Annotated in this window: 22 protein-coding genes and 1 pseudogene; 11 read left to right on the forward strand and 12 right to left on the reverse strand. The window is 32.1% G+C overall.

Annotation, left to right across the window (positions count from 1 at the left end; translation table 11 throughout):
* Positions 1-20: 20 nt before the first annotated feature.
* The 9 genes from H8K90_RS06065 to H8K90_RS06105 form a co-directional block, all read right to left on the reverse strand.
* Entirely contained in the window at positions 21-737 is a 717-nt protein-coding gene (locus H8K90_RS06065) for a DUF6090 family protein (RefSeq protein WP_186845023.1), read from the reverse strand.
* Positions 734-1,414, reverse strand: coding sequence for a DUF6090 family protein (locus tag H8K90_RS06070; protein WP_186845024.1), 681 nt, complete (start codon positions 1,412-1,414; stop codon positions 734-736). The genes H8K90_RS06065 and H8K90_RS06070 overlap by 4 nt, the downstream gene beginning before the upstream one ends.
* A 35-nt stretch (positions 1,415-1,449) precedes the next feature.
* Complete coding sequence (locus H8K90_RS06075; protein ID WP_186845025.1) at positions 1,450-2,118, reverse strand: DUF6090 family protein; 669 nt, start codon at positions 2,116-2,118, stop codon at positions 1,450-1,452.
* A gap of 44 nt (positions 2,119-2,162) precedes the next feature.
* The gene (locus tag H8K90_RS06080; RefSeq protein WP_186845284.1) at positions 2,163-2,909 is read right to left on the reverse strand and encodes a hypothetical protein; all 747 of its coding nucleotides are present in this window, start codon (positions 2,907-2,909) and stop codon (positions 2,163-2,165) included.
* Entirely contained in the window at positions 2,906-3,673 is a 768-nt protein-coding gene (locus H8K90_RS06085) for a DUF6090 family protein (RefSeq protein ID WP_186845026.1), read from the reverse strand. Before H8K90_RS06085 ends, H8K90_RS06080 begins: the two co-directional genes overlap by 4 nt.
* A gap of 1 nt (position 3,674) precedes the next feature.
* Positions 3,675-4,427, reverse strand: coding sequence for a hypothetical protein (locus H8K90_RS06090; RefSeq protein WP_186845027.1), 753 nt, complete (start codon positions 4,425-4,427; stop codon positions 3,675-3,677).
* Between the two features lie 4 nt (positions 4,428-4,431).
* The gene (locus tag H8K90_RS06095) at positions 4,432-4,767 is read right to left on the reverse strand and encodes a hypothetical protein (protein WP_186845028.1); all 336 of its coding nucleotides are present in this window, start codon (positions 4,765-4,767) and stop codon (positions 4,432-4,434) included.
* Positions 4,768-4,790: 23 nt separating this feature from the next.
* The gene (locus H8K90_RS06100) at positions 4,791-5,561 is read right to left on the reverse strand and encodes a DUF6090 family protein (protein WP_186845029.1); all 771 of its coding nucleotides are present in this window, start codon (positions 5,559-5,561) and stop codon (positions 4,791-4,793) included.
* Between the two features lie 92 nt (positions 5,562-5,653).
* Positions 5,654-6,733, reverse strand: a complete 1,080-nt coding sequence (locus H8K90_RS06105; protein WP_186845030.1) for an isoaspartyl peptidase/L-asparaginase family protein — start codon at positions 6,731-6,733, stop codon at positions 5,654-5,656.
* Positions 6,734-6,854: 121 nt separating this feature from the next.
* On the opposite strand from H8K90_RS06105, the gene amaB reads away from it, so the two are divergent.
* From amaB to H8K90_RS06145, 8 genes are all read left to right on the forward strand, one after another.
* Positions 6,855-8,408 (forward strand): L-piperidine-6-carboxylate dehydrogenase, encoded by a 1,554-nt coding sequence (amaB, locus tag H8K90_RS06110; protein ID WP_186845031.1) that lies wholly within the window; start codon positions 6,855-6,857, stop codon positions 8,406-8,408.
* A gap of 11 nt (positions 8,409-8,419) precedes the next feature.
* Positions 8,420-8,944, forward strand: coding sequence for a hypothetical protein (locus H8K90_RS06115; RefSeq protein ID WP_186845032.1), 525 nt, complete (start codon positions 8,420-8,422; stop codon positions 8,942-8,944).
* Positions 8,945-9,049: 105 nt separating this feature from the next.
* The gene (locus H8K90_RS06120; RefSeq protein ID WP_186845033.1) at positions 9,050-9,760 is read left to right on the forward strand and encodes a peptidase associated/transthyretin-like domain-containing protein; all 711 of its coding nucleotides are present in this window, start codon (positions 9,050-9,052) and stop codon (positions 9,758-9,760) included.
* Between the two features lies 1 nt (position 9,761).
* A complete protein-coding gene (locus H8K90_RS06125; RefSeq protein ID WP_186845034.1) occupies positions 9,762-10,427 on the forward strand; it encodes a hypothetical protein in 666 nt (221 codons plus the stop codon).
* Positions 10,428-10,536: 109 nt separating this feature from the next.
* Positions 10,537-11,463, forward strand: a complete 927-nt coding sequence (locus H8K90_RS06130; RefSeq protein WP_186845035.1) for an OmpA family protein — start codon at positions 10,537-10,539, stop codon at positions 11,461-11,463.
* Between the two features lie 23 nt (positions 11,464-11,486).
* Positions 11,487-12,053: a hypothetical protein gene (locus H8K90_RS06135; protein WP_186845036.1), complete on the forward strand. Its 567-nt coding sequence runs from the start codon at positions 11,487-11,489 to the stop codon at positions 12,051-12,053.
* Between the two features lie 92 nt (positions 12,054-12,145).
* Entirely contained in the window at positions 12,146-13,519 is a 1,374-nt protein-coding gene (locus H8K90_RS06140; RefSeq protein ID WP_186845037.1) for a DUF1800 domain-containing protein, read from the forward strand.
* Positions 13,520-13,530: 11 nt separating this feature from the next.
* A complete protein-coding gene (locus H8K90_RS06145) occupies positions 13,531-14,718 on the forward strand; it encodes a DUF1501 domain-containing protein (RefSeq protein WP_186845038.1) in 1,188 nt (395 codons plus the stop codon).
* A 217-nt stretch (positions 14,719-14,935) separates the two neighbouring features.
* On the opposite strand, the gene H8K90_RS06150 is transcribed toward H8K90_RS06145, so the two are convergent.
* The 3 genes from H8K90_RS06150 to H8K90_RS06160 all read right to left on the reverse strand — a co-directional run bounded on the left by H8K90_RS06150 (position 14,936) and on the right by H8K90_RS06160 (position 17,804).
* Positions 14,936-16,069, reverse strand: coding sequence for an ATP-binding protein (locus H8K90_RS06150; RefSeq protein ID WP_186845039.1), 1,134 nt, complete (start codon positions 16,067-16,069; stop codon positions 14,936-14,938).
* A 31-nt stretch (positions 16,070-16,100) separates the two neighbouring features.
* Positions 16,101-16,853 carry an SDR family NAD(P)-dependent oxidoreductase gene (locus H8K90_RS06155; protein ID WP_186845040.1) on the reverse strand — a complete coding sequence of 251 codons (753 nt, stop codon included), beginning with the start codon at positions 16,851-16,853 and terminating at the stop codon, positions 16,101-16,103.
* 87 nt (positions 16,854-16,940) lie between these two features.
* Entirely contained in the window at positions 16,941-17,804 is an 864-nt protein-coding gene (locus tag H8K90_RS06160; protein WP_315970267.1) for an aldo/keto reductase, read from the reverse strand.
* Positions 17,805-17,907: 103 nt separating this feature from the next.
* On the opposite strand from H8K90_RS06160, the gene H8K90_RS06165 reads away from it, so the two are divergent.
* The 3 genes and pseudogenes from H8K90_RS06165 to H8K90_RS06175 all read left to right on the forward strand — a co-directional run bounded on the left by H8K90_RS06165 (position 17,908) and on the right by H8K90_RS06175 (position 20,597).
* On the forward strand, positions 17,908-18,477 hold the full coding sequence (locus H8K90_RS06165) for a DUF4382 domain-containing protein (protein ID WP_186845041.1): 570 nt from the start codon (positions 17,908-17,910) through the stop codon (positions 18,475-18,477).
* Positions 18,478-18,631: 154 nt separating this feature from the next.
* A pseudogene (locus H8K90_RS06170) lies at positions 18,632-19,634 on the forward strand (AAA family ATPase).
* 96 nt (positions 19,635-19,730) lie between these two features.
* Positions 19,731-20,597 carry a DUF58 domain-containing protein gene (locus tag H8K90_RS06175; RefSeq protein ID WP_186845042.1) on the forward strand — a complete coding sequence of 289 codons (867 nt, stop codon included), beginning with the start codon at positions 19,731-19,733 and terminating at the stop codon, positions 20,595-20,597.
* The last annotated feature ends 22 nt before the right edge of the window (positions 20,598-20,619 follow it).

Below are 20,619 nucleotides of genomic sequence, written 5' to 3' on the forward strand. Positions count from 1 at the left end.
TACGTATATGGCGGAAAAATTTAATCATTAAGTTCTGTATTAATAATCTCTAAAATTTTATCTATAAGACTATAAGTGTCCTTAAGAGTTTCATTACTACCACTCCAGTTATCTCGATTTAAGATTAGCAGATTTCTAATTTCACCACTCGTTTTTAATTCTGAATAATCCTGTAGTTCAACTATCTTCCCAAATTTTTGATGTATAATATTCTTCTTAAGAATTGGAATCCAATCGTTAATAAACATAATTTCTAAGTCATGACATGCTGTTCTGGCTGCAACAGATTGGTCGTCGTAATACATACCAAGTAAAAATTGAAGTTGTTTATTACTCACTTTGTCTAATCCTTGAGATTTAAGTACTTCGTATGCATTGGATAAGGCTCTATATCTATCAAATCTCACAATTTCACCTAACCAAAACTTAATACTATCATTGACTTTAAGTGATAAATCCTCAGCTAAAATTTTATCAGTTGAAGTACCAGCATTTTCAGCATTTGTAATAAATTTTTTTAATACTAACTGATCTTTTATAAGATTGGCACGGATTTGTGTTAGAATTTCATTTTCAAAAATGTCACTTTTTCTGTTTTCATTCCAATTATTAATCTGTAGGGCTATCAAGATCCCAATAACTACGAGGATAATTTCGCCAATAGCGTATTTAAAGTATTTGGGTGTTTTGCCGGTTTCCATGAGGTTTTGTCTTATATGTCTAAAGAATTTTATCATTTCAACTTTTCTTCTAATTGGCTTAAAATGTGTTTAGCTTCAGCATTAAAGTCTTCTAGTTTAGGAATGTAAATAGTATAATTAAGCATATAATGATTTGCTACTCTATTTTTATAATCGAGATTTTCTAACGCATATTCAATAAATCCGTCTTTATTTCGTCCTGTGATATAGTCTGAATACCAATTATATTTGCTTTTCCAATCATTAATATTGTTTGCAATATCGCTTGTTCTTAAATCATCGTCCACGGTTAGTTTAGTTAGTTGTTTTGTGTAAAACTGTACAATATTGTTTGTTAAACCGTCTGCATTTGTTTTTGAGGAGTTGAAATTATTTAAGAGATTATAACCTCTTTTTTCAATTGTGAGATCGGGACCTCCAATAATAATGTATTCACATCCATCGCAATTTTTATAATCGTCTTTGGTAAATGAACCGTCTAATATTTTATTAAAAGTAGGCTCCAATTCTTTTTTTCCTTTTAAAATTGCATTGGTGTCTTCAATATCATTTTTTAGATCCTCAGCAATGATTGAATAAATGTTTTCTAAAGTTTGATTCTGAAGGCGATTTTCGTTCCAATTATTAATCTGCAATGCAATTAGAATACCTATAACTACAAGGATAATTTCTCCAATGGCATACTTAAAGTATTTGCTTGTTTTGTTCTCCATAATTAGGTTTTGCCGAATGTGACGGAAGAATTTTATCATCTTAAAGAGTTTTGGTAGTTTTTTATTTGTTGTAATAGCTGACTACATTCATCTAGTTTTTCATTATAATTATTTAGCCTACTGTACGCGCCATTTAAGCGAATACTATTCATAATATATTTGTCCTTACTTAAAGCTAAAATGTCTTCAATACTTGGATCGTAAATAGAGGTTACTTTTTTAGATAATTCATTGACTAAGTTTTTAAAATAATCTAGAAGAAAATCTTCATCCTTTTCTAAGTCTTCATAACTGTTATACATTTTTACAATAGCACTTCTTACCTCGTCTGATTGAATAATATTGAGATGAGAACTATTAGTCATTTCTTCGTATGTAGATTTTAGGGGAGTATAAGTGTATATAGGCCTCCATTGTAAATTAAAAAACAGTTTAAGCGAGTCAGTTTCTTTTCCTTCGCTTAACATATCTAGTAGCGGGTTTTTGGTATTAGCCTGCCGCTCTAGTTGCAATGCATTGTTGCGTAATGCTACGGAATCTTTTTTTAACTCAAGAACGAGATTTTTAAGATAGCGTTGTTCTAGAGCTTTGTCTTTTTTGTGTTGTTGCCATGTATTAATCTGCAATGCAATGAGAATACCAATCACTACAAGCACAATTTCACCAACAGCGTATTTAAAGTATTTGCTGGTTTTGTTTTCCATGAGTAACGATTTGCGAAAATGTCTAAAAACTTTTATCATGGTTTTTAATTTAGCTCTGAATTTAATAAGTTGGTTAGGCGCTCTGTCATGGCTTTAAATTCTTGCAAAGCGTACTTTTGAGAAATAAGCAACTCTAACTTAAATGTTATGATATTCCATGCTTCTAAATTATTAAACAGCCTTTCAAAATCTGTTTTAGGTCCTCCTGATACGAGGCTGGTTTTATACCTATCAAGAGCAATTTGTGAGTAATTAAGATGTTTGTTAATAAAAGGCTCTATGGTCAATAAATATTGATCACCTATTCCTTTATCAAGAGCTGTAAAAAGGTTCAGTTGAATACTAAATGCTTGTAACTCGTCTTTAATTTTAGTGTTATTTACTTTGGCTAAATAGCCTTCATTCATAAACTCTTCGGTAATTGGATAATTAAAATTATTCATCCAAGCTGTACCTAATGCACCTAAGGTTTTTTGTAGCGTTGGTATAGAATCTTTATTGTTAGAACTTAGTATTTCAAGCGTTTTTCTATTTAGTATTATTAAACTATCAATGCCATTAATTAAATTGTCTAGATTATCCCGACTACTTTCTAACTCTTCGTGCATGCGCTGGTAGTAGTTGCTTAAGGTGAGCTTTTGAAGACGCTTTTCATTCCAGTTATTAATCTGCAATGCAATGAGAATACCAATCACTACAAGCACAATTTCGCCAATAGCGTATTTAAAGTATTTGGATGTTTTGCCAGTTTCCATGAGGTTGTATCGTATTTTACGAAAGAATTTAATCATAGTTCTATATTCTTTTCTATTAAGGAGAGCGTTTCTTTTAAAAACTTCATTATTGAGTCCTCATTAGTACTCACATAGGATTGATTCATATAATAATCAAATAAAAAACCATCCACTTCTAAACTCGATAAAAATGCAACGTAATTAGATTTTGGAACTTCCATAGGCTTAATTACAATGTCTCTTACATAATCTTCTCGATCCATAAACATGTCTTGATTTCGTATAGGTAAGAACTTATGAACCAAAGATGGTGTATGTTTTATCCAATAGTCTCTTCTAATTATAACATCTTCTTTATAATCGGCTAATTCGCCTGTCCATTGGTTTAACTTGTATCGTAGTTCAACATCTCTAATGAGTTCAAGATTTCCAGATGAACTAATGTCGTTGATAACTCCTAATCTGGCATCGAAAGTTGCGAAGTTGAACGCTTGACCCAATAGACTATCTATAGTTTTGGTTTCAAAATCTGTAGTTTTATCGAGATTTAAAAGTGTCTTTACAGCATTTATACTTCCCATGTTTACGTGATGGTCAAAACTAAGTTCTTCAATATTTTGTTTAAATTCTTCTTGAAGACTTAATAGGATTTGCTGCTCTTTAGCGATGTCTTTTTGTGTTGAGTTCCAATTATTAATTTGTAGGGCAATGAGAATACCAATCACTACAAGTATAATTTCGCCAATGGCGTATTTAAGGTACTTGCTAGTTTTTCCTGCTTCCATTAGGTTATATCTAATTTTTCTGAAAAATTTAATCATACTAGCCTTCGTGTTTTGTTAACTCTAATTCTATCAGATCGATAACGACATCAATATCTTCAGTCATTAATTTTAAATAACTAATTGAATCGTTTTCTGAGACTTCTTTCCACCTTTGAACAGCATCCAAGCCTAATATAATTTGTGGCATATTTTTGTCAAACTCTAAATAAGATTTCAGTTGAGATTGATTTTGAAGCCTACTATCCAATGTTGATGCTCCTCTATAAATCCCTAAGTCCTGTAGCACATTGTTTTTTCCCTTATCTGAATAATCACTGCTTTTCAATACTTCTTCTTGAAATCGAAGTACATCAATAAGCTTATTTCTAATAGTTAAAGGAATTAAAATAATTTCTCCACTACTGCGCAAGGATTCTATAGTGTTTGAATTGAATGACAAGGGTGTAGACATTATATTTAATGTCATGAGATGATCATAGACTTGTGATGGTGATAAATCAATTGCGGAATATATTTCTAAGTAAGTATTGTATTCCTCTCTATCTTTCTCAAACAACTTAATAATCTCATTTGCAAACTGCTTGTCTTTGTTTAGGTCTTCTAATAGTTGTACGTAATAGTCTTTTCTGGTATTATTAGTCTTTTTGTTCTCTGCATTTTGATTTATTTGTAAAGCAATCAAAATACCTAAAACAACGAGGATAATTTCACCAATGGCATAGATGAGGTATTTAGAAAACTTATTTTTAGAAACTAAACGCTGACGTATATGACGGAAGAATTTTATCATTAAACTAATAAAGTATATTGTCTAGCGTCATGTCTAAACGTTCTTCCATCAAGCTAAAACTGCAATCCGAAAAGAATATCTTATACATTTCTCTTCTAAAAGCCGCAAGTTCCATCTCGCTATAATCGTGGTTATTAATAACCTTTTCAATTTTGTCTAATCGCTTTTTTTCAGAATGCTCATGGAATTTTTTATGCATTTTTAAAAAGGTTTTTGTAGAGGTTTTGCTTTGTATCATTTCTAACTCTTCCTCAGTTTCCTTTTTATCTGCATTAGCGCATAGTAACATAATGTAAACCTGTAATTCGGTTTTAGTCCAGTTTGGCTTTTTGTTTTTCATGATGTTGATATTTAATTAATAGCTTATTTGTTTTCTAATTCGTTTTCAACTTCTTTTAATATGCTTTCTATTTGCGATTTAATACCGCTAAATAATAGAGGTCCATTTGTGGCCTTAGCTAATAGGTAGTAATCCACTAAATAATTTTCAAATTCAACGGAATTAAAGATGTCCTTGTTATTTGTATTAGAAGATATAGATTGAAATTCTTTGTCAATGATTTTTAAATCCGTAACAATAGTTTTAGCACTTCCGTTTTTAAAAAATAGACTTGTTAATTTTCGTTGGGTAAAATCGGCATCATTTAACTGAGTGCTTAAAACATTTATTGTGCTTTCAAAAGAAGCTAAATCTTGTCTTAAGTTTTTATTTAAAATAAGATTGAGTTTGCCAGAACTAATAATATCATTTAAGACTCCCGTTGCTGGTGTGTATTGAATATCGCTGCCAAAAATAGGTCCAAGCAATTGAGAGATTGTCTGTGGTCTAATGGTATCAAGCGCATTTTTATTAAATAAAGTCAATACTTTTTCTAACGTTTGTACACGTTGTTCATTGACTTTAATAGAGGTGTTTATTCTATCTAGGTTGGTTTTAAATTCTGATTGTAAAGACGTGAGGTATTCCTGTTCGAGCTTTCTCTGCTCGTTGAAGTTGTTGTTGTTATTAATGCCTAGGGCAATGAGAATACCAATGACTACAAGGATGATTTCGCCAATAGCATAGATGAGGTATTTCGAAAATTTGTTTTCGGTTAGAAGACGTTGCCTAAATCGGCGAAATAATGTTATCATTTACTTTCTTTTAGGTTGAAAGTAAATTAGGTCAATGGTTGTAGTTGAGGTTGGTTAACTATTTGTGTTTAAATATATTAAAATGTTACAGATTATTGCTCATAGATTCCAATAGTTAATTCACCTTTATCATTCATTGTAGCTCTATACATGCCAGCAGTATTAAATTCTGCAACCATATTTCCATTTTTATCTACGGCTACAATTCCACCATCTCCTCCTAATTCTGCAACTTTATCTAATACTGTTTTAGAAGCTTCTTTGAGGCTTAAGCCTTTGTAGTCCATTAAAGCAGAAATATCATGTGCAACTTGCGCTCTTATAAAGTATTCTCCCCAACCAGTACTCGATACTGCACATGTTGCATTATTAGCATAAGTTCCAGAACCAATTATTGGTGCATCGCCAACTCTTCCATAGCGCTTATTGGTCATTCCTCCTGTAGATGTGCCAGCAGCTAAATTTCCATTTTTATCGAGTGCTGCGCAACCCACTGTTCCGAATTTAGCATTTTTAATATCTGCATCATAGAAATCCAAATAAGCAGATTCTGTATCTATTTTATTAGTTTTTTGTGCTTCACGTTCTTTAACACGTTTTAGAGATTCTAGACGTCTGTCTGTATGAAAATAAGATGGCTCAACTAGCGTTAATCCTTGTTCTTCGGCAAAAATTTCAGCCCCTTTACCAGAAAGCATGACGTGTTTAGAATTATCCATTACAGCTCTCGCCAAATCAATAGGGTTTCTAACGGTTGTTGTACCAGCAGATGCACCTGCATTAAGTGTTTTACCATCCATTATAGACGCGTCTAATTCGTTAGTTTCTGCATTGGTGAATACCGCACCCTTACCAGCATTAAAAAGCGGTGAGTCTTCCATTATGTTAATGGTTTTGGTGACCGCATCTAAACTAGAACCTCCATTTTTAAGAACCTCATAACCAACCCTAATTGCTTCTTCTAATTTAGCTTTGTATGCAGCTTCCTTTTCTGGCGTCATGTTTTTCTTCAAAATAGTGCCAGCTCCACCATGAATTATTATTGCGAATTCAGGTCTTTCTATTGTGGTTTCAGATTGATTTTTAGCTACTGCTGTTTCTTCTGATTTGTTCTCTTTTTTACATGATATGCATAAAAGTAAAGCTAGAATAATCGGAATAATTTTTTTCATGTTAGGTTAGATTTTATAAGTGCTTTAAAGTTACATTTTTAGGTAGTACGCTTCAAGTAAAACTGACAATTTATTAGTAACTTTGCATAAAAATTTAATAATTCATAAAATTTAAACACATATGGAAGCAGTTGCTACCGATTTCGGAATAAAAGAGGCTTTAAACCAGTTAGGTGTTAAAGATTTAAATGATGGCACTTCAACAGGGTCTAATAATTTTTCAAACGGAGAAATTATAGAATCATACTCGCCTGTTGACGGTCAATTAATTGGAAAAGTAAAATCGACTACTAGAGCAGATTATGACAAGGTAATGGATGCTGCGACAAAAGCATTTTTATCTTGGAGAGATGTGCCAGCACCTGTACGTGGAGAAGTGGTTCGTCAGTTTGGGAATAAACTAAGAGATTTAAAAGAACCATTAGGTAAATTAGTGTCTTACGAAATGGGTAAATCGCTTCAAGAAGGTTACGGAGAAGTTCAGGAAATGATTGATATCTGTGATTTTGCTGTAGGTTTATCTCGTCAGTTAAATGGACAAACTATTCCATCGGAACGTCCAGGCCACGTTATGAGAGAGCAATGGCATCCAATAGGTGTTGTGGGTATTATTTCTGCGTTTAATTTCCCAGTAGCGGTTTGGGCTTGGAATACAGCTTTAGCATGGATATGTGGTGATATTTGTGTTTGGAAAGCTTCTGAAAAAGCACCTTTATGCTCAATAGCGTGTCAAAATATTATTGCAGATGTTTTAAAAGAAAATAACTATCCAGAAGGGATTTCTTGTATCATTAATGGAGACTACAAAGTTGGTGAGTTTATGACTACTGACCATAGAATTCCACTAGTATCTGCAACAGGTTCTACACGCATGGGTAGAATTGTTGGAGCAACAGTTGCTGAACGTTTCGGAAAATCGTTATTAGAATTAGGAGGAAATAACGCTATCATTATCACACCAACTGCCGATTTAAAAGTAGTAGTTCCTGGTGCTGTTTTTGGTGCGGTTGGTACGTGCGGACAACGTTGTACGTCTACGAGGAGACTTATAATTCACGAATCGGTATACGATAAAGTAAGAGATGCCATCGTTGGTGCTTATGGGCAGTTAACTATTGGTAATCCTTTAGATGAAAAAAATCATATTGGCCCATTAATCGATAAAGATGCAGTTAATACGTATTTAGCCGCAATTGAAAAAGCAAAAGCAGAAGGTGGAAATGTGTTAGTAGAAGGTGGAGTTCTTGAAGGTGAAGGTTACGAATCTGGTTGCTACGTTAAGCCAGCAATTATTGAAGCTGAAAACGATTTTGAAATCGTTCAGCACGAAACCTTTGCTCCAATTTTATATTTAATGAAATATTCTGGTGATGTTGAAAACGCTATTGCTAAACAAAACGGAGTGGCCCAAGGATTATCTTCAGCTATTATGACTAACGAAATGAAAGAAGCAGAGAAATTCTTGTCTTATGCAGGTAGTGATTGTGGTATCGCGAATGTAAATATTGGTACTTCTGGAGCTGAGATTGGTGGTGCTTTTGGTGGCGAAAAAGAAACAGGTGGTGGACGTGAGTCTGGATCTGATGCTTGGAAAGTTTACATGAGAAGACAAACAAACACTATTAACTATTCTGATGAATTGCCATTAGCGCAAGGCATTAAGTTTGATTTATAAAAGATTTCATTTTGATTAAAAAAGGCTCAATTTCAATATTTTGTGCATTAACTTTTATATTAAATAGTTTCTCTCAAAATGAAATTAATTATAGTTTAATTGACTCATTGGGTAAGAGTTTTACTAATAGCTTAAAAATTGGTAACATAGCGTATTTAAAAAATTCACAACCACCGAAGGGCACTTATACTTATGAGAGGCTTTTAGAATTTAAGGAAGCACTTAAAAATAAACCAAATGAAGTAAAATTTGGAAGTATTGTTGAGCCTTCTATTGATTCAAATTATTATGCTTATAACTTATTTGCTTACAAAAGAGTTGATGAAGAAAGTATTGAATATTATTTTGCTGCTATAATAAGTGTAAATATTTCGGGTGACACTTATAAAATAGAGAACTCCTATTTATTTACGGAGCAAGATGCTTTAAAAAGCTGGTGGAAACATATTTTTGGTTTTTATTACACTGAAAAAAATAAAGAAATTCCAGAGGAATATGTATATCCAGTTTGTCCACCACCACCTTTTAAAGAATAATAATATTAAGCCACATCGCAAGATGTGGCTTTCTTTTTAACATTAATTGACGCAACCATTTTTTAATATTACTATCTTTAAATAAAAACGACTTAAATGAATAGAATGGCAAAGTTTAAAGGACTACTCTTACTTTTTATCTTGTTTTTATTACAGTGTGAAGTCCCTTTTGAAAATAACGCTAGACTTTTAATAAAAGGACAAATTGTTGATGAAAACAATCAACCAATTTCCAATTCTCAAATTAATGTATTTGTTAGAAGAGATGAGAATTTTTTATACAACTCAGATCCAAGTAATGAAGATAGTGGTGTGCTTTTGGGTGGCACTACAAGTGATATTGACGGAACTTTTTCACTAATTACACTTTTAGGGAAGGATGAAGATTTTGTTATTGAGGTATATGGAGGTGAAGATTTTTCAAAATATATGTACAGAACAAACACAGAAACTTATATACCAGATGATTATTTAATTGATTTAGAAACAATATCGTTACCCAAAAAAGCTTTTTTTGAATTTAATATTATAAGGTCTAGTCCTGCTGGCACAGAATTACAATATAATTTTAATTATACCTCAATTCCCTGTTTAGAAGTCTACGAAGACGGTGTTTTAAATGAAGTTGAGACTGCTTGTTATAAGCAAATGAATAGAGGTAGGTTTCTAGATGATGAAAGACCAGATGCTTCTGGTGATTTTTTGTCATTTTTAGGTGCTAACGTTATATTCACTTATTCCATAAACGATCAACCAGAAGTAGTTGAGGTTTTAACCATAGACGATATAAATTTTGAATTTAACTTCAATTATTAGGATGAGAATTTTACTAGTTTGCACGTTATTTTTTAGCATTATTCTAAATTCTCAAAATTCTGACGATGAATTTAATGATCGAAAAATTGATAGTTCAGAAGTAGAAGTATTTCAGAAAACAGCAATATTTACATTAGGAGTTTTTCAACCAATTATAAATGACGATAGTAATATTGGAAAAGGAGCAAATGGGAACTTAAGTTTTAAGCTTGGAGGACAACTATTTGTTTACAAACGCTTTTTTGTAGGTGGTTTTTTTAACTCTACATATTTAGACATCACGGACATTAGTTTTACAGGTAAATACAAACGTAGTTATGTAACCACTAGTTATCTACAATTTGGTTACGAATTTTCAGTTTCAAAAAAGTTGTCTTTCGCAGCTAGTATTGCGCCTATTGGTTACGCTGATTATAGAAACTATATTAAAAAGAATAGAGTTAATCAACAGCACGATAGCGCTAAAGTTTTAATTTATGAAACTTATCTTAGTTACGATGTTTCAGATAGGTTTTCAATATTTATAGACTATTCATACCGTACAGACACAACCAATATTAGAACTGCACCAGAAATTCAAAGTAATTTTTCTAAAATTAAATATCACAATTTCGGAATTGGATTAAAGTTTACAATTAATAATGGTAATTTTTTCTCTAATCTTTAACAATAGGCTGCTATTTTGTGACTTTTTTAAGTATTGTGTTTCAGACTAATGACTAAAAGGTGTTAATTTTTTTAATATCTTAAGGGTCATTAACTTAAAACACTAACTAATGAGTAAAAAAACATCTTACCTTTTAGGTATTTTGATTACTATTATTATTGGTACTTTATTGTATTGCTATTTGTGTGATGATTGCTATTGTAATCCTAACAAAGAAGTCGAAACAGAAGAGACTAATATTGTAGCAGAACCTGAGGTTATTTCAGCTACTCGAAATGCTTTTGCTATTTCCGATGCTGATGGTGACTTCAATATTAAAATTAATGACAATTTTAATTTTAAAACATCGAACTTTTCAATTTTAGAACCAATCTCCGAAAGCGTTTCTGCTGAGGTTATAAAACTAAAAGATTACTTGCTAGCAAATCCATTAAAGGATGTTGATATTACAGGTTATTATCGAAATGATGAAACCAATAATTCAGCGTTCCCAAACTTAGGATTGGCAAGAGCAAATGCGGTTAAAAACTATTTAGTAACACAGGGAGTTCCTTCTAAGCAGATAGATATTCATGGAGAATTGAATGATTCAATTAATCCTGATGAGACAAACACTTTATTTGGGCCATTAAAATTTGGAATGGTAACATTTGAAGAAGGCGCTACAGATGAAGCTTTAGCTGCAGCTTGTGATTCTATAAGAAAAAATCCGATTGTACTGTATTTTAAGACAGGAGCTGCACAAATAAATTTAACAGCAGAACAGCGTCAGAAAATAGCAGATATATCAAGATGTGTAGATAAGCTAGGCGTAAAAGTTCAAGTTGTTGGTCATACCGACAATACAGGAAACGCAGATCAAAATATGATTTTAGGTCTCGGAAGAGCGGATTTTGCAAAGCAATACCTTATTTCTAACGGTATACTAGGAGATCATATTGAAGCAACTTCAAAAGGTCAAACTCAACCTATTGCTGATAATGCAACAGAAGAAGGACGTACTAAAAACAGACGTACAGAAATAACAATTAACTAACAAACTTAAAACATTATAAAATTATGAATTGGTGTATATTAATCCCATTACTTGTAGGTCTAATTTGTGCATTATTAGGCTATTTATTAGGAAGACTTTTTGGAGGAGGAAATGATGATAGCGACAGAATTGCAAGGCTTGAGGCAGATTTAGAAGCGTGCAAATTAAGTAGAACAAAATTAGAAACAGACCTATCAGCTTCGTTATCGGCAAAAACAAAACTTGAATCCGATTTAAAAACAGCAAATACTTATTTGGCATCATCTTTTACTGCACCTGCAGCAGCGCTAGTTGCATTTGATGCAGATGCAGCTAAAGCGGTTTTTGGCAAGAAAATAAAAGAAAATGATTTAACGATTGTTGAAGGTATTGGGCCAAAAATTCAAGAATTGTTTCATAACCATGATGTAAAAACATGGAAGGCATTATCAGAATGTAGTATAGATAAATGCCAGAGCGTTTTAAAAAGTGGAGGAGATCGTTTTAAAATTCACAATCCTGGGACTTGGCCAGACCAAGCTAAAATGGCTGCTGAAGGTCGTTGGGAAGACTTGCTAAAATGGCAAGACGAGCTAGATGGAGGTAAATAATCTCATTAAAAATAATTACTACAAAAAACCGTTTCTATATAAGAAGCGGTTTTTGTTTTAAACCATTATACTATTTATCAGTCTAATAACACATGACACAGAGAGAACTTCAACATCTTTATTGGCGAGCAGGATTTGGTATTAATCTATCAAATCAAAAGATTTCAAAAACTGATAAGAAAACTATTATTGAAGATATTTTTAATAACTCCAAATCCATATCTCCTCTTACAGTTGATGTTTCATATCTCAATGGCATAAAACTGAAAGACTTAAAAGATAACCCAAAATTACAAAATGAATTAAGGGAGAAAAGCAGAAAAAAGATATTAGATTTTAATTACGCTTGGATCAATAGACTGGTTCGTCCTAAAGAAACATTAAGAGAACGAATGACTTTATTTTGGGCTAATCATTTTGTGTGCAAGGATAATAATATACTCTATGTACAGTGTTTTAATAATACGTTACGAGCTTATGCTTTAGGGGATTTTAAAGTATTTGTAAAAGCCATATCAAAAGAAGCAGCAATGCTAAAATATCTTAATGGAAAACAAAATAAAAAACGCACACCAAATGAAAACTTTGCTAGAGAGTTAATGGAACTTTTTACATTAGGTGAAGGCCAATATTCTGAAAAAGATATAAAAGAAAGTGCTAGGGCATTTACAGGATATAATCACAGTATTAAAGGTGATTTTATTATGAGACAGCGTCAGCACGATGAAGGTATAAAAACTTTCTTCGGTAAATCTGGTAACTTCTCAGGTGATGATATAATTGATATTATTTTAAGAAATAAACAATGTGCATACTTTATATCGGATAAAATCTATCGCTATTTTGTAAATCCTAAACCCAATAAAAAGCACATTGAAGCTATGGCAGATGTGTTTTACAAGGATTATAATATTGAAACATTAATGCGTTTTGTATTTACTTCGGATTGGTTTTATGATAAAGAGCATATAGGAGCAAAAATAAAATCGCCAATTGAGTTTTTAGTAGGTATGGCAAACACCATTCCTGTAAAATTTGAAAGAGAAAATGACCTTATTAAAATGCAACGACTCTTAGGTCAAACCTTGTTAGATCCACCAAATGTTGCAGGTTGGAAAGGAGATAAGGCTTGGATAGATGCAAATACCATTATGGTAAGATTAAAATTACCTTCCGTAATATTTAATAATGCTATAATTTCATTGAAAGAACAAGGAGATTTTAATGATAGTTTTAGAGAGAAATATTTTAAACGAAATAAAGGTAAATTACCTTTTAAAACCATGCCAGATTGGGAAGTGTTTTTAGACAATTTCAAATTAGTTGAAACAGAAAATCTTCAAGATTATATTATTCAAGGAAGTATCAATAATGGGACTTCTGATTACCTAAAAACACTGAATAAAAAATCTAAACAAGATTATTGTATTCAGTTAATGTCGTTACCAGAATACCAAATGTGTTAATGCTGTAAACTATGGATAGACGTAAATTTATTAAAAATTCAGCCTTAGCGAGTAGCCTTTTTTTGGTGCCAAGCTTTGTCAAGGCATTTGAGTCAGTTGCGACTAAACAATTAGGTTATAAACGCCTAGTTATAATTCAGCTTGCAGGTGGAAATGATGGGTTAAATACTATTATTCCTCATAATAATGATTTGTATTATAACGCTAGGCCAAGATTGGCTATTACAAAAGATATTATAAAATTAAATGACGATTTAGGTTTTCATCCGAGTCTAGCACCTTTGCGAAACTTGTATGATAAAGGTGAACTCTCAATAATAAATAATGTTGGTTATCCAAACCCTGTGCGTTCACATTTTAGATCTATGGATATTTGGCAAACAGCAAGTGGGTCGGACGAATATTTACAAAGCGGATGGCTTGGTCGTTACTTAGATAAATATGGTAAAAAACCATATAATGCTATAGAAATGGATGAGCAATTAAGTTTAGCTATGAAAGGTGAACACTTTAATGGTATTGCTACTAACGATTATAAAGTATTGCACAGAACGGCAAAAGACCCTTATTTTAAAAATGTACTCAACCATTATAACGACACACATTTAAGTGAACATAATTTGGGATATCTCTACCAAACTATGATTGAGGCCAAGTCTTCTGCAAAATATATTTATGAGAATACCCAAGTAAAATTATCACAGCAAGATTATCCTCAGAATGGTTTTGGCAAACAACTTAAAAATGTGGCGCAATTCATTAATTCTGGTCTAGATACTAAGGTATTCTATACTTCTTTAGGCGGGTTTGACACACATGCTAATCAGCAGAACAAGCAATCAAGATTATTATCTCAATACGCAGAGAGTGTTTCGGCTTTTGTAAAAGATTTAAAACGAAATGAAACTTTTGAGGATACGTTGATTTTAACGTTTTCTGAGTTTGGAAGACGTGTGAAGCAAAATGCGGCAAATGGAACAGATCATGGTGCAGCTAACAATGTCTTTATTATTGGTAAGCAATTAAAGAAAGCAGGTTTTTACAATGATTTAGCGAGTTTAAATGATTTAGATACTAATGGAGATTTAAAATACAGTATAGATTTTAGGTCTGTGTATGCTACAATTCTCTCACAATGGATGGATGTTTCTACTGAAGGGATCCTTCCTTCAAAACAGAAATCATTAAATTTTATTTAAGGGTATAAAAAAAACCTTGTTTCGATTAAAAGCTTTTGGCTAACAGAAACAAGGTTTAAATAATTGATTAATAGCACTTCAAAGATGCAAGTTATTTTGCTTGGTTCTTTAATTTTTTGATGAATGGTCAAAAAAAATGTATAATCTGTGTTGTTTTTGAAAGTGCCTTCGACAAGATGCAGAAAATCAGGTTAAAAAATCTGTTTAATCCGATGAACTAACTATATTTTACTTTTCTCAATATTCTAAGTGTTTCTTTGTAAGAACTATAGAGAGCTGAACTGTATTGCTTAATATAAGGCTTAGCATATTCTAGTTTAAGTAATGCATCATCAAATCCGTTGAGGTAACATATTAAATAACTAGCAGCTAAATTTTTCAAATCGGCTTCTTCATTATTATTTAATGATATATTTTTTTCAAGCTTTTCTAAAATGGCATTATTGGCATTATGGATGTGATGCAATACTTTTTTATCATATTGTGGTGGATCAAAAATTAAGTTTGCTTCGATGGAATAGTTAGCATTATCATCAAAATGAATGGTTTTTTCTTCGAGCTTATAATATTTGTATGATTCTTGAAGCCCTAATCTTACATATTCTACAATTTTAAAAGAATCTTCAGTATACGAAATGGCTACTTCGTCTAATGTTGAATAAAACAAACGTACTTGCTCATTTATTAATTCTATATCTACTCTAGAAAAAAAAACTTCCTTCTTCACATGCTTTTTATCTCCAGACCAGCACAATACAAAGTATTCTTTAAAGACCTTGTACTGCGGATTAAAATCTTGGCGCTTATTCATAAAATCAAAAACTCCATCGAGGGTTAACTTAATATTGTTTTGAGCATGGTTCTCAATGGCAGCAACAATTTTAGAGTTAACGTCTTTTATTTCAATATCAAAAACTTTAGGCATACTCATACTGCCATCTCTAAAAAACACTGAGCCGCCATAATATTTCCAAATATTTTTTCTTAAAGAAGTAATTTTATCAATAGGTCTTATGGTTACTAAACCAACAACTTTATCATCTGGTAAGTGTGGAAATGGAATATTCTCATACTGAACAATTGGAGGGTTAGTGAGGTAGGCATTTATTAAATTCTGAATTTTACTATCATCAAAAAAATCGACACCAATAATTTTATTGTCCTCGTCCTCTACACCAATAACAATGTAAGAATTGTTTTTGGGGTTGCTGTTAGAAAGTGCGCAAATGTGTTTTAAAAACTTGGCTTTCCCTTCTTTAAAGCTTATGTCTATTTTTCGTTTTTTGTCATAGAAGCTGTTCTCATCGTTGTGAGCGAGAAGGTTTTTTATTAAGAGCCTCTTATTAATCATGTCTGTCATTCCTGCGAAGGCAGGAATCTTGTTATTTAGATTTCTTCACTATAGTAGAACTCGCCTGTGCTGTACAAAACATTAATACATCTGCAATATTAACATGAGCAGGTCTAGATACAGCAAAGTATATGACATCAGCCACATCTTCAGCTTGTAATGCTTTATAGCCTTTATAAACATTATCTGCGGCACTACCTCCTTTAAACCTAACTTCTGAGAATTCAGTTTCTACTAAACCAGGATTTATAGCACCTACTTTAATACCAAATGGATTTAAATCTATACGCATGCCTTCGGTAATTGCCAAAACAGCATGTTTACTTCCACAATACACATTGCCGTTAGGATAGACTTCTTTCCCAGCAGAAGAACCAATATTAATAATGTGTCCAGATTTGCGTTCAGTCATTCCGGGAATAATTGCTTTACTAACATAAAGTAAACCTTTTACATTTATATCCATCATAGCATCCCAATCATCTAAATTACCAGTTTGTATTGGGTCTAAACCATGTGCATTGCCAGCATTGTTGATAAGGATGTCTATAGTCTGAAATTCTTTTGGTAAAGATCCAATAGCTTCTAAAGTTGCTTCTCTGTCGCGAACATCAAAATTAAGAGTATGGACATCTGTTTCTTTTGATAAGGCTTTTTCAATACTATCTAAGCGTTGTTGTCTGCGACCACATAAGATTAGATTAATACCATGTTTTGCAAACAAATGCGCTGTTGCTCTACCAATGCCGCTTGTTGCTCCTGTTATTAATGCTGTTTTTTTCATAATTCTATTATTTTTGTGAGAGCAAGAATCTATTTAGTTAATTACTGTATTTTAAAACATGGATTTCCATCTTGGCAGAAAAAACAACTATGGTACCTTATGCCCTTGACAAGCCACCAAAATTAAAAACCAATCTTCTAGTTCTAGCTCAATTTTTGTTGCTTCAACAGCTTGCTTCAATCTATCTTTATTCGTTGTGCCAACTACTGGATGTATATAAGCAGGATGTTTCATAATCCAAGCTAATAATAATTGGTCCTCAGTGGCATTATATTTTTCCATTAATTGTCCAAGCTGTTTATGTATACGCCTGGTTTGTTCGTTATCTTCTCTAAACACTGAGCCTAATGGAGACCAAGCCATAGGTTTAATACCGCAAGTTTTCATATAATCTAAACTGCCATTATGCATTGCAGAATGTTCGGTTAGCGAAAACTCAATTTGATTGACATCAATATCTACTCTCAACCCAATCATGTCCATTTGAGATGGCGTAAAATTAGACACGCCAAAGTCTCTAATTTTACCCTCTTTTTTTAAAATGGTAATAGCTTCTGCAATCTCTTCTGTCACCATTAGAGGGCTAGGTCTGTGCAGTAATAATAAATCTAGATATTCCGTGTTGAGGTGTTGTAAGGATTGTTCAACAGACCAAATAATATAATCTTTATTATAGTCGTAGTGTTTAACCTTATTATTTCGGTTTTCACTTAAATATTGAATACCACATTTAGAAATTAGCTGAATTTCTTCACGCTTTATTCCAGAATCGGTAAAGGCTTTACCAAATTCTGCTTCGGTCGTGTAAGCACCATAAATATCGGCATGGTCAAATGTAGTTATCTTATTAGAAATACAATGATGCATTAAAGCTACCATGTCTTTTTTTGAAAGTTGTTTCCCCCAACTTCCCCAGGTCATGGTACCTGCAATTAATCGAGAATATGTCACTTATTTTTCAGTTTATGAGGGTTTTTTTGTAATTGGTGTATAAAAATACTCAAAACATAAAGAATAAAGTATTATTGGTAGTAATTATTCCATATCCCAAATTATGAAGCGTTTACAATCTTTAAAATTCCTTTTTTTTAGCGTCATTTTTATAGCTTGTTTTGCAAGCTGTACACCAGACGAAACTTATTCGAGGACTGAAGTGTCTAACATAAGCGTTAAGCTAAAAAGTACAATAGGAGACCTTAATAAAGTCTATGTTGAAATTGAAGATGTGCAATTAAAAGTAAAGGAAGATGATAATGCAACAAATGCATGGATAAGTCTTAATGCAGTTAATACAGGAACCTATAATATTTTCGATTTTAGAGAGCATTCAGAATTAGAGCTTGTAGATAATTTTGAAATAGAATCAACTTATATTTATGAGATTAGATTAGTGCTAGGTGACAATAGTTTTATAGACTTAAATAATACATTATATAGTTTAGATATTTTAAATTTAGGTAATGCAATACCTTCAAATTTGGTAAAAATAGAATTGTTACCTAATCGGTTATATGACTTTATTATTAATATAGATATCGATGAGTCCGTAAGCTTTAATGAAGATGAAAATATGATGGTTTTAAATCCAAAACTTTACACAGAAATAAGACAACTTAGATATTAATAATACTAATTTATGATTATTATGAAAAAAAGGCAGCACTTTGGTGTAGCCTTTCTTTTTTTAACCAAATGTTAACAGCAACTAACGAATAATTTTAACATTTTGCATCCTCGTAAAAAATACTTAAAAAAATCGCTCTTAAACTTTATAAATAATGGAAGAAACGAATACAATTGATATTAAATCAATTAATGAAAAGATAGAAAAAGAAAGTGCATTTGTTGACTTATTAATCTTAGAGATGAATAAGGTTATAGTTGGTCAAAAACACATGGTAGAGCGCCTTCTTATAGGCTTACTAGGTCGAGGACATATTTTACTAGAAGGTGTTCCTGGTTTAGCGAAAACTCTAGCAATTAACACATTATCAAAAGCTATTGATGCAAGTTTTAGTAGAGTTCAGTTTACACCAGATTTATTACCTGCAGATGTTGTTGGTACATTAATTTATAATATGAAATTGAATGACTTTTCGATTAAGAAAGGTCCAATCTTTGCAAATTTTGTCTTAGCGGATGAGATTAACAGAGCTCCCGCAAAAGTGCAATCCGCACTACTTGAGGCCATGCAAGAGAAACAGGTTACTATTGGAGATGAAACCTTTGTTTTAGATAAACCATTTTTAGTAATGGCTACTCAAAACCCTGTTGAGCAAGAAGGAACTTATCCTTTGCCAGAAGCTCAGGTAGACCGTTTTATGCTAAAAACTGTAATTGATTATCCAAAGATTGATGAGGAACAATTAATAATGAGAGCTAATTTAAAAAGGTGCTTGGGATAAAGTGAATCCTGTGGTTTCTATTTCTCAGATTTTAAAAGCTCAAGAAGCTGTTCGTGAGGTGTACATGGACGAAAAAATAGAAAAATATATATTAGATATCATTTTCGCTACACGTTATCCAGAAAAGTACAAACTTGGGGATTTAAAAGCTTTAATCTCTTTCGGAGCTTCACCTCGTGGAAGTATTAACTTAGCAACTGCTGCTAAATGTTATGCATTTATAAAAAGAAGAGGCTATGTAATTCCAGAAGATGTGCGTGCCGTAGTGTATGATGTACTTCGTCACAGAATTGGTATTACTTACGAAGCTGAAGCAGAAAATATAACTTCAGAAGACATTATCAATAAGATTGTAAACGAGATTGAAGTACCATAAATAGTTGTAAATAAATTAATATCAAGTAGTTGAAACTTACTTGAATGCTGATTTTATTAATTACAAACTGAAGACTGCTCACTGCAAACTGAATAAATGGATACTAAAGAACTTCTAAAAAAAGTACGAAAAATAGAGATTAAGACGCGTCGTTTGTCTGATCATATATTTGGAGGCGAATATCACTCTACCTTCAAAGGTCGTGGTATGACTTTTTCTGAAGTACGTCAATACCAATATGGTGATGATGTAAGAAATATTGATTGGAATGTTACTGCGCGTTACAATGAACCGTACATAAAGGTTTTCGAAGAAGAGCGAGAGCTAACGATGATGTTGTTAGCAGATGTTTCTGGTAGTAAATTATTTGGAACCAAAAATCAATTTAAAAACGAAATTGTAACAGAGATTGCTGCAACTTTAGCCTTTTCTGCAACTCAAAACAACGATAAAATAGGTTTAATTTTGTTTTCGGACGAAATAGAGCTTTATATTCCACCAAAAAAAGGGCGTTCTCATGTATTAAGAATTATTAGAGAACTTTTAGAATTTAAACCAAAAAGTAAAAAAACAAATATTGCAGAAGCTTTTAAATTCTTGTCTAACGTAATGAAGAAAAAAGCGATTGTTTTTGTATTGTCAGATTTTATTGCAGACGACTATAAGCAGAATTTAAAAATTGCTTCTGGCAGACACGATATTACAGGTATTAGGGTTTTTGATAAGCACGAAGCCGAAATTCCTAATTTAGGAATGGTACAAATGGAAGATGAAGAAACAGGAGAGTTAATGCTCGTAAATACGGCATCAAAACAAGTGAGAGTTAATTACGGTAAATTTTACAACGAAAAGGTTAACTATTTTAAAGATACGTTTACCAAATCTGGAGCTGGTACTATTGATTGTCGTGTAGATGAAAGCTACGTGAAAAAATTATTAGGTTATTTTAAACGAAGAGGTTAAATAGAGTTAGAAGTTAGAAGTT

The sequence above is a fragment of the Winogradskyella echinorum genome (assembly GCF_014297365.1).
GTDB classification, from domain to species: domain Bacteria; phylum Bacteroidota; class Bacteroidia; order Flavobacteriales; family Flavobacteriaceae; genus Winogradskyella; species Winogradskyella echinorum.